Annotated in this window: 8 protein-coding genes; 6 read left to right on the top strand and 2 right to left on the bottom strand. The window is 70.9% G+C overall.

Annotated features, from left to right (window positions below; genetic code table 11):
• Nucleotides 1–186 precede the first annotated feature (186 nt).
• The 3 genes from ACFV20_RS22650 (at nt 187) to ACFV20_RS22640 (ending at nt 2899) form a co-directional block, all read left to right on the top strand.
• The gene (locus tag ACFV20_RS22650; RefSeq protein WP_385659094.1) at nt 187–762 is read left to right on the top strand and encodes a TerD family protein; all 576 of its coding nucleotides are present in this window, start codon (nt 187–189) and stop codon (nt 760–762) included.
• 125 nt (nt 763–887) lie between these two features.
• Nucleotides 888–2033 (top strand): DUF475 domain-containing protein, encoded by a 1146-nt coding sequence (locus ACFV20_RS22645; protein WP_385659092.1) that lies wholly within the window; start codon nt 888–890, stop codon nt 2031–2033.
• 131 nt (nt 2034–2164) lie between these two features.
• Entirely contained in the window at nt 2165–2899 is a 735-nt protein-coding gene (locus ACFV20_RS22640; protein ID WP_385659090.1) for a Tellurium resistance, read from the top strand.
• Between the two features lie 85 nt (nt 2900–2984).
• On the opposite strand, the gene ACFV20_RS22635 is transcribed toward ACFV20_RS22640, so the two are convergent.
• On the bottom strand, nt 2985–3890 hold the full coding sequence (locus ACFV20_RS22635) for a TerD family protein (protein WP_385659088.1): 906 nt from the start codon (nt 3888–3890) through the stop codon (nt 2985–2987).
• A gap of 228 nt (nt 3891–4118) precedes the next feature.
• Between ACFV20_RS22635 and ACFV20_RS22630 the strand changes: the two genes are divergently transcribed.
• From ACFV20_RS22630 to ACFV20_RS22620, 3 genes are read left to right on the top strand one after another with little or no spacing between them, the layout of a single operon-like run.
• A complete protein-coding gene (locus ACFV20_RS22630; RefSeq protein ID WP_385659086.1) occupies nt 4119–5300 on the top strand; it encodes an HpcH/HpaI aldolase/citrate lyase family protein in 1182 nt (393 codons plus the stop codon).
• A 23-nt stretch (nt 5301–5323) separates the two neighbouring features.
• Complete coding sequence (locus ACFV20_RS22625) at nt 5324–7954, top strand: phosphoribosyltransferase (protein WP_385659084.1); 2631 nt, start codon at nt 5324–5326, stop codon at nt 7952–7954.
• Nucleotides 7954–8763 (top strand): HAD family hydrolase, encoded by an 810-nt coding sequence (locus ACFV20_RS22620; protein WP_385659082.1) that lies wholly within the window; start codon nt 7954–7956, stop codon nt 8761–8763. Before ACFV20_RS22625 ends, ACFV20_RS22620 begins: the two co-directional genes overlap by 1 nt.
• Here the strand turns inward: ACFV20_RS22620 and ACFV20_RS22615 are convergent.
• Nucleotides 8684–9466 (bottom strand): DedA family protein, encoded by a 783-nt coding sequence (locus tag ACFV20_RS22615; RefSeq protein ID WP_385659080.1) that lies wholly within the window; start codon nt 9464–9466, stop codon nt 8684–8686. The two genes, ACFV20_RS22620 and ACFV20_RS22615, sit on opposite strands and share 80 nt — an antisense overlap.
• Between the last annotated feature and the right edge of the window lie 4 nt (nt 9467–9470).

Raw genomic sequence — 9470 nt, 5'->3', positions numbered from 1 at the left:
GGTGTGGTGGTTTGTTTTTTTTTTATATTCGACCTTTTTGTTGGTGTGTGTGGGGGGCTGGTTTTTGTTTTATCCAGTCTGAGGTTTTGCTCGCGGGCCCCCCACGGGTTTCGGGGGGGCCCCGGACGTGCAGGACCACCTCAGTAACACCATCGGGCCTGTGGCCCCAAGGGGAGGGACAGCAACATGGGCGTCACGCTCGCCAAAGGGGGCAACGTCTCCCTGTCCAAGGCCGCACCCAACCTCACCCAGGTGATGGTCGGGCTCGGCTGGGACGCGCGTTCCACCACCGGCGCGCCCTTCGACCTCGACGCCAGCGCGCTGATGTGCAGCAGCGGGCGCGTGCTCGGGGACGAGTGGTTCGTCTTCTACAACCAGCTCAAGAGCCCGGACGGCTCGGTCGAGCACACCGGCGACAACCTCACGGGTGAGGGCGAGGGCGACGACGAGTCGCTCCTGATCGACCTCGCCAAGGTGCCGCCGCAGTGCGACAAGATCGTGTTCCCCGTCTCCATCCACATGGCCGACGAACGCAACCAGACCTTCGGCCAGGTCAGCAACGCCTTCATCCGCGTGGTCAACCAGGCCGACGGCCAGGAGCTCGCCCGCTACGACCTCAGTGAGGACGCCTCCACGGAGACCGCGATGATTTTCGGGGAGCTCTACCGGTACCAGGGGGAGTGGAAGTTCAGGGCCGTCGGGCAGGGGTACGCGTCGGGCCTGCGCGGCATCGCGCTGGACTTCGGGGTCAACGTCTCATAACGCGTTATGAGCAAAATCCGGGCCCCATGGGGGTGCGGAGGGGGTCCGACTAGACTTCGGCTTCAAAAGTTCGTAAAGCCGGGTACGGCGCGGGGGAGCCCCGTACACACACGATTGGGTAGCCAGTGGTTCTGAAAACCTTCGGGTGGTCGTTCGCGGTCACCGCGCTCGGCCTGGTCGCGGCGGTCCTGTTCGGCGGGTGGACCGCGCTCGGCATCGTCGCGATCCTCTCCGTCCTCGAGATCTCGCTGTCCTTCGACAACGCGGTGGTCAACGCCGGGATCCTGAAGAAGATGAATGCCTTCTGGCAGAAGATCTTCCTCACCGTCGGCATCCTGATCGCCGTCTTCGGCATGCGACTGGTCTTCCCCGTCGTGATCGTCGCCATCAGCGCCCAGCTGGGCCCGATCAAGGCTGTCGAACTCGCCTTGAACGACAAGGACCGCTACCAGCAGCTGGTGACCGACGCGCATCCGTCGATCGCCGCCTTCGGTGGCATGTTCCTGCTGATGATCTTCCTGGACTTCATCTTCGAGGACCGGGACATCAAGTGGCTCGGCTGGCTGGAGCGCCCGCTGGCCAAGCTCGGCAAGATCGACATGCTGTCGGTCTGCATCGCCCTGATCGTCCTGCTGATCGCGTCGATGACCGTCGCCACCCACGCCCACCAGCACGGCGGCACCCACGTCGACAAGGCGGAGACCGTCCTGCTCGCCGGCATCGCCGGTCTGATCACCTACATGATCGTCGGCGGTCTCTCCAGCTACTTCGAGGACAAACTCGAAGAGGAGGAGGAGCGGGAGCACGAGGCCGAGGAAGAGGCCGAGCGCACCGGCAAGCCCCGCTCGGCGGTGCAGCTGGCCGGCAAGGCCGCCTTCTTCATGTTCCTCTACCTCGAGGTCCTGGACGCGTCCTTCTCCTTCGACGGCGTGATCGGCGCCTTCGCCATCACCAACGACATCGTCCTGATGGCCCTCGGCCTCGGCATCGGAGCCATGTACGTCCGGTCGCTGACGGTCTACCTGGTCCGCCAGGGCACCCTCGACGACTACGTCTACCTGGAGCACGGCGCGCACTACGCCATCGGCGCCCTCGCCGTGCTGCTGCTGGTCACCATCCAGTACCAGATCAACGAGATCATCACCGGCCTGATCGGCGTCGTCCTGATCGCCGCCTCCTTCTGGTCCTCCGTCCGCCGCAACAAGGCACTGGCGGCGGCCGAGGGAAACGCCGGCGCGGACGAGAAGACTGAGGTCTCGTCCGGGGTGTGACACCCCTCCGGGTGAGGAACGCTCTGTGCGGGGCGGTTACCGAGGACTCCTCGGCGGCCGCCCCGTTCGGCCGTCATGGGCCGTGGGTACGGCGGTGACCTGCGGTCTCCGAGTGAAACGTGGGGGGCGGAATGGGCCTGTTCGACGGACTGAGGCGCGGCGAGGCGCAGTTCGACTCGGGCGACGCGTCGACCAACGCGATCGAGCTGACCAAGCGGCGCGCGCAGATATCACTCACCAAGCAGGGCGCGGCCACCGGCCATCTGCGCGTCAACCTCAGCTGGCGGATGCGCACGTCCGACATCGGCGGTTCCCAGCGCGAGAGCCTGCTGCGCCACCCTTTCCGGGCCCTGAAGCCCCCCGAGGTCGTCGGCCACAGCCAGAGCATGGTCAACGTCGACCTCGACCTCGGCTGCCTCTACGAGCTCCAGGACGGCACCAAGGGCGTCGTCCAGCCCCTCGGCGGCTACTACGGCGACGTCAACGCCCCGCCGTACGTCAAGCTCAGCGGCGACGACCGGTTCGGCTCCGGTTCCGGCGAGACGATGTACATCAACCTGGACCACCGCGACAGCATCAAGCGGCTCCTGGTCTTCGTCTACATCTACGACCAGACACCCGCCTTTGACCGCACGCACGCCAGTGTCACGCTCTACCCGAGCAGCGGGCCGCGGATCGAGATCCACCTCGACGAACGCCAGCCGCAGGCCCGCTCCTGCGCCGTCGTCATGATCGAGAAGGTGAAGAACGAGATGGTCGTCCGCCGCGAGGCCAAGTTCGTCTACGGCTTCCAGGCCGAGCTGGACCGGCTGTACGGGTGGGGGCTGCAGTGGGGGCGGGGCTACAAGACGAAGATCGACCGCTGACACCGGGAGTCCGGCGCCCGCCTGGCCGGACCCCGCTCCCGTAGCCCGGCCCGGCGGCGCGGTAAGGCCCGCCTCCGGGGCCCGGCTAGCGTCCGACGAACTGCGGGCCCTGCGGGGGCAGCCGGAAGTCCGGGTCGGGGGCCGCGGTGACCGGCGGCGGGTAGCCGTAGCCGCTCTGCGCCCCGGCTGCGCCCGCCGTCGCCGGCGCCGGGGGGTATCCGTACGCGGGCCGGCCGGTGGGCTGCGGGTACCCGTAGGCCGGCTGCGTCGCCGGGGGCTGCTGCGGATACCCGTAGCCGGGCTGCGCGGGAACCGCGTTCGGCTGCTCCGGGGGGAGCGGCAGGGAGACCTCGGGGGTCTGCTGCGAGGGGCCGCCGGACGTCGGCTGCGCGGGCGTGTTCGTGGTGGGAGGCGCGGGCACCGTCGTGGTCGGCTCCTCCGCCGCCTCCGACTCGTCCACCGAGATGCCGAAGTCCGTCGCGAGGCCCTTCAGCCCGTTCGAGTAGCCCTCGCCCAGCGCCCGGAACTTCCAGCCCTCGCCGCGCCGGTACAGCTCGCCGCAGATCAGCGCGGTCTCCTCGCCCGTCTCCGGCTTCACGTCGAAGTACGCCAGCGCCTCGGTGCCGGTGGCCGCCGCGTCGTACAGCAGGATGCGCAGGGCCTGCACACGGTCGAACGTCACGCCGTCCGCCGATGCGACCAGCAGAATCCGGCTGACCTCGGGCTCGACACCGGTCAGTTCCGTCTGGATCGTGTCGGTCAGGCCCTCGGCGACCCGCTTCTTGCCGAGCCGCCACACCTTTCCGGCCGGGTGCCGGGGCTGGTTGTAGAAGACGAAGTCCTCGTCGGAGCGCACACGACCGTCGGGGCCGAGGAGCAGCGCGGAGGCGTCGACGTCCGGAACTCCCTGCCCGGGTGTCCAGCGCAGCACGGCGCGCACCGTGGTGGCTTCCAGCGGGACGTTCGACCCCTTCAGCATCGCGTGCGTCATGCGGTCATCCTGCCTGCTCGGTCCTGCTCACGACAACGCGGGGGCCCTGGTCGCGGGCGGCGCCGGCCGCCGTCGCGGCATACGGTTGTCATGGCCGGGTACTGGCTGTGATTGCCCGCGTTACCTGAAATTCATGCCTGATGGGAACCTGTGACACGGACTTCTACGTACTATTACCGGCCACCTTTCGTCGATTCGCAGGTCGCACCACCACCACGGGGGAGTCTCATGCGTCATTTCGGGCACGTCGCCCCTGAGGTGCGGAAGCGTCTCTTCCACCGCGAGCCCTGCGCGTTCACCCCGGATTCCCCGGCCCGCCTGCTCGCGGCCGCCCTGGGCGCCACGCTGTACAGCCCGGCCACCCGGCCGCGCCTCGCCGACGACGTCCTCAAGCAGGCCGGACGCGGCGTGGTCTCGATGGTGCTGTGCCTGGAGGACTCGATCGACGACGCGGACGTGGGCCCCGGCGAGGAGAACCTCGTCCGCCAGCTCACCGCCCTGGACGACCTGGACGACCACCCCGACGCCGACCTGCCGCTGCTGTTCATCCGGGTCCGCGCCCCCGAACAGATACCCGACCTGGTACGACGGCTCGGGCCCGCCGTCCGGCAGCTGTCCGGCTTCGTCCTGCCGAAGTTCACCGAGGAACGCGGCATCCCCTTCCTCGAAGCCCTCGCCACCGCCGAGGCCGAAAGCGGCCGTCGCCTTTTCGCCATGCCCGTGCTGGAGTCCCCGGAGCTGCTCTACCGGGAGTCGCGGGTGGAGACCCTGGAGGGCATCTCCCGCGCGGTCGGCAAGTACCGCGACCGCGTCCTCGCCCTGCGCCTCGGCGTGACGGACTTCTGCTCCTCCTACGGGCTGCGCAGAGGCCCCGACATGACGGCCTACGACGTGCAGATCGTCGCCTCGGTGATCGCCGACGTGGTGAACATGCTGGGCCGCGCCGACGGCACCGGCTTCACCGTGACAGGGCCGGTGTGGGAGTACTTCAGGGTCCAGGAGCGCATGTTCAAGCCGCTGCTGCGGCAGAGCCCCTTCCTGGAGGTGCAGGCCGCGGAACTGCGCGAGAAGCTGATCGAGCACGCCATGGACGGCCTGCTGAGAGAGATCTCCCTGGACCAGGCCAACGGCCTGCTGGGCAAGACCTGCATCCACCCCTCGCACGTGCTGCCGGTGCACGCCCTGTCGGTCGTCAGCCACGAGGAGTTCTCGGACGCCCAGGACATCCTGCGCCCCGAGCGCGGCGGCGGGGGTGTGCTGAGATCGGCGTACACGAACAAGATGAACGAGGTGAAGCCGCACCGGGCCTGGGCCGAGCGGACCCTGCTGCGGGCCGAGGTTTTCGGCGTGGCGAACCAGGACATCGGCTTCGTGGAACTGCTGGCCGCCGGGCTGCCCGGCCGACCGTAGGGCTGCTGAGGTTCGAAGGGCTCATGGAGAAGGCGGAGAAGGCAGTGAACGAGGGGGAGCACCCCGAGGTGCGCGACGGTGCGGCGACCGGGCCGGCCGACGCGGCCGACGGCGTCTGGTCCGGCGACTGGGTCGCCGAACGGCTCGGCGTCGAGCTCGCCGGCGACGACGGGCTGACCGGCCTGCTGGGGCTCGCGCTGCGCCGCAACCCCAAGCGGGCCCACCTGCTCGTGTCGAACGTGCTGGGCAAGCACGTGCCGCAGTCGCCGTCCGTCGTGTACGGCCACGGGTTCGAGCTCGGGCGCCGGGTGCGTGAGCTGCTGGGCGACGAGGAGGCCCGCCGGGCCGTCGTCCTCGGCTACGCGGAGACCGCGACCGGCCTCGGCCACTGCGTCGCCGACGGGCTGGGCCTCGCCCCCTACCTGCACTCCACCCGCCGCCCGGTCGCCGGTCTCGAAGCGGCCGGCGGTTTCGAGGAGTCCCACTCCCACGCGACCTCGCACCTGCTGCTGCCCGAGGACCCTGCCCTGCTCGCCGGCGACGGGCCGCTGGTCCTGGTCGACGACGAGTTCTCCACGGGCAACACGGTGCTGAACACCGTCCGTGACCTTCACGGCCGGTATCCGCGGCGGCGGTACGTCGTGGTGGCGCTGGTGGACATGCGGTCGCCCGCCGACGCGGGGCGCCTCGCGGAATTCGCCGAGGAGATCGGCGCCCGGGTCGACCTGGTCACCGCGGCTTCGGGGACCGTGCGGCTGCCCGAGGGGGTGCTGGAGAAGGGGCAGGAGCTGGTGGCGCGGTACGAGGCGGAGAGCGCGGCGACCGGTGATCCGTCGTCCGCGGGTGCGTCGTGGCCGCTCGCGCAGTTCCCCGCGCCCCTCGAGGGCGTGGCCGAGACGTCCTTTCCAGGGGCTCGGGGAACTGCGCGACCAGCCCCCACCGGCCCGCACCCGGACGACGACCGCACCGCCCCCCACGTCACCCGCGTCGACCTGCGCTGGCCCGTCGGCCTCCCCGACGGGGGGCGACACGGCTTCACCCCCGCCCAGCGCGCCCGGCTGGAGGCCGCCCTGCCCGCGATGGCGGCCAGGATCGCCGAGGCCCTGCCTCACCACGCCCGCCGCGTCCACGTCCTCGGCTTCGAGGAGCTGATGTACGCACCGCTGAGGCTCGCCCGCGAGCTGGAGCGCGACACCGGTCTCCAGGTCCGCTACTCCACCACCACCCGCTCACCCGTCCTGGCCGTCGACGACCCCGGCTACGCCATACGCACCCGCCTCGCCTTCCCCGCCCACGACGACCCCGCCGACGGCCCCGGCGAGCGGTACGCCTACAACGTCGCGGGCGCCGGATTCGACGCCGTCGTCGCCGTCGTCGACTCGGCCGCGGACACGCCCGCACTGCACGCGCCCGACGGTCTGCTCGCCCGCCTCGCCGCGCACACGCCGCGAGTCCTCCTCGCCGTCCTGCCGTCGTACGCCCCCGAAAGGCCCTCCATGCTGCCCGAGCCCCTCCGCGGCCCCGACTTCTCCTCGTACGCGCCCGAGGAGGTCGGCTGGCTGCTCCAGGACCTCTCGGAGGTGACCCTGGAGGCGCCGACCGAGGAGCGCGAGGAGGCGATCCAGAGCGGCGGCGCGCACTACGCGGAGTCGCTGCCCGTGGAGTACCAGCCCAGCGAGCAGTACCAGGCGCTGTTCCACGCCGCCCTGGACGACTCGGCGGCCCGCATCGCCCGGGCGGTCGGTGTCGTCACCGAGACGGTCCTCGCGGAGCGCTCCCCCCGCCCCGTCCTGGTCTCCCTGGCCCGCGCCGGCACGCCCGTCGGCATCCTGATGCGCCGCTGGGCCCAGCACCGGCACGGCCTCGACCTGCCGCACTACGCCGTGTCGATCGTCCGCGGCCGGGGCATCGACGCCAACGCCCTGCGCTGGCTCGCCGAGCACCACGACCCCCGGGACGTCGTCTTCGTCGACGGCTGGACCGGCAAGGGCGCCATCACCCGCGAACTCGCCGAGGCCCTCACGGAGTTCGAGAAGTCCGACGGCATCGGCGGCTTCAGCCCCGAGATCGCGGTCCTGGCCGACCCGGGCTCCTGCGTCCGCACCTACGGCACCCGCGAGGACTTCCTGATCCCCTCCGCCTGCCTCAACTCCACCGTCTCCGGCCTGATCTCGCGGACCGTGCTGCGCGCGGACCTGGTCGGCCCGCACGACTTCCACGGCGCGAAGTTCTACCGCGAACTCGCCGCCACGGACGTCTCGGTGGCCTTCCTGGACGCCGTCTCCGCCCGTTTCCCGGAGGTCACCGACGCGGCCTGCGCCCAGGCCAAGGAACTGCTCGCGACCGACCGCTCACCCACCTGGGAGGGCTGGGCCGCCGTCGAGCGCATCAGCGAGGAGTACGGCATCCACGACGTGAACCTCGTCAAGCCCGGCGTCGGCGAGACCACCCGGGTCCTGCTGCGCCGCGTGCCCTGGAAGGTCCTGGCACGTGCCGGGGCGGGCAGCGACCTCGACCACGTGCGCCTGCTGGCCGAGCAGCGCGGTGTGCCCGTCGAGGAGGTCGACCGGCTGCCCTACACCTGCGTCGGGTTGATCCACCCCCAGTACACCCGGGGCGCGACCGGCGCCGACGGCAAGGCGGTGACCCTCTGATGCCCGCGCTCGTCGCCAGCGACCTCGACCGCACCCTCATCTACTCCGCCGCGGCCCTGGCGCTCACCATGCCGGACGCGCGGGCGCCCCGGCTGCTGTGCGTCGAGGTGCACGAGAGCAGGCCGCTGTCGTACATGACGGAGACGGCGGCCCGGCTGCTCACCGACCTGGGCGACGCGGCCGTGTTCGTGCCGACGACCACGCGCACGCGCAAGCAGTACCTGCGCATCAACCTGCCGGGCCCCGCGCCCACGTACGCGATCTGCGCGAACGGCGGCCACCTCCTGGTGGACGGCGTCTCCGACCCCGACTGGCACGCGCAGGTCACCGCACGGCTGGCCGACCAGTGCGCGCCCCTGGCCGAGGTGCAGGAGCATCTGCTGCGGACCGCCGACCCGGTCTGGGTGCGCAAGCACCGTGTCGCCGACGACCTCTTCGCCTACCTCGTCGTCGAGCGTGAACTGCTGCACGAGGACTGGGTGAAGGAACTCGCGGCATGGGCGGAGAACCTCGGCTGGACCGTGTCCCTGCAGGGCCGCAAGATCTACGCCGTGCCGAAGCCGCTCACCAAGAGCGCGGCGATGCGGGAGGTCGCCCGGCGGACCGGGGCCGACCTCACGCTCGCCGCGGGTGACTCCCTGCTCGACACCGACCTGCTGCTCGCGGCCGACCGGGGCTGGCGGCCCGGTCACGGGGAGCTGGCCGACACCGGCTTCACGGCTCCCTCGATCAGGGTGCTTCCCCAGCGGGGCGTTCTCGCCGGGGAGCGGATCCTGCGGGAGTTTCTGGAGGCAGTGCGGGGCGCCTGAGGACTCGGGTGTCCTGGTCGTCGTGCGGGTGCGGCGCCGTCGTGGCCGGTCGCGCGGTTCCCCGCGCCCCGTCGGGGCCCTTCTCCTCGGGGCGTCGCAGGAGCCGTACGGCGATGAACACCACCAGCGCCACGGCCGCCGCGGCCAGGACCACCTTCGAGTAGGCGGAGACGATGCCCGAGACCTGGTGCCAGTTCGCGCCCAGGAAGTAGCCGGCGAGGACGAACGCCGTGTTCCAGATCGCGCTGCCCAGGGTCGTCAGACCGAGGAACACCGGCAGGCGCATCCGCTCCACGCCGGCCGGCACGGAGATCAGGCTCCGGAAGATCGGGATCATCCGGCCGAAGAACACGGCCTTGGTGCCGTGCTTCAGGAACCAGGCCTCGGTCTTCTCGATGTCCGAGACCTTCACCAGCGGCAGCCGGCCCGCGATCGCCACCGTCCGGTCACGGCCGAGGAGCGCGCCGACGCCGTACAGGGCGAGCGCCCCGATCACCGAGCCGGCCGTCGTCCACAGCAGCACGGCGAGCAGGCTCATCCGGCCGCTGCTCGCCGCGAACCCGGCGAGCGGCAGGATCACCTCGCTGGGCAGCGGCGGGAACAGGTTCTCCAGGGCGATGGCGAGACCGGCTCCCGGCGCGCCCAGCGCGTCCATCAGGTCGTTGACCCACTGCGGCCCGGCGTCCGCTGCGATGGCTGTCATGCCG

It is taken from the genome of Streptomyces sp. NPDC059696, assembly GCF_042733745.1.
GTDB lineage: Bacteria > Actinomycetota > Actinomycetes > Streptomycetales > Streptomycetaceae > Streptomyces.
This window is presented reverse-complemented; position numbering and strand designations above follow the sequence as displayed.

Bases quoted from the DNA above. Each gene is read 5' to 3' on its own strand.
- ACFV20_RS22640 (WP_385659090.1), top strand. From the start codon at position 2,165: ATGGGCCTGTTCGACGGACTGAGGCGCGGCGAGGCGCAGTTCGACTCG.
- ACFV20_RS22650 (WP_385659094.1), top strand. From the start codon at position 187: ATGGGCGTCACGCTCGCCAAAGGGGGCAACGTCTCCCTGTCCAAGGCC.
- ACFV20_RS22635 (WP_385659088.1), bottom strand. From the start codon at position 3,890: ATGACGCACGCGATGCTGAAGGGGTCGAACGTCCCGCTGGAAGCCACC.
- ACFV20_RS22620 (WP_385659082.1), top strand. From the start codon at position 7,954: ATGCCCGCGCTCGTCGCCAGCGACCTCGACCGCACCCTCATCTACTCC.
- ACFV20_RS22625 (WP_385659084.1), top strand. From the start codon at position 5,324: ATGGAGAAGGCGGAGAAGGCAGTGAACGAGGGGGAGCACCCCGAGGTG.
- ACFV20_RS22615 (WP_385659080.1), bottom strand. From the start codon at position 9,466: ATGACAGCCATCGCAGCGGACGCCGGGCCGCAGTGGGTCAACGACCTG.
- ACFV20_RS22630 (WP_385659086.1), top strand. From the start codon at position 4,119: ATGCGTCATTTCGGGCACGTCGCCCCTGAGGTGCGGAAGCGTCTCTTC.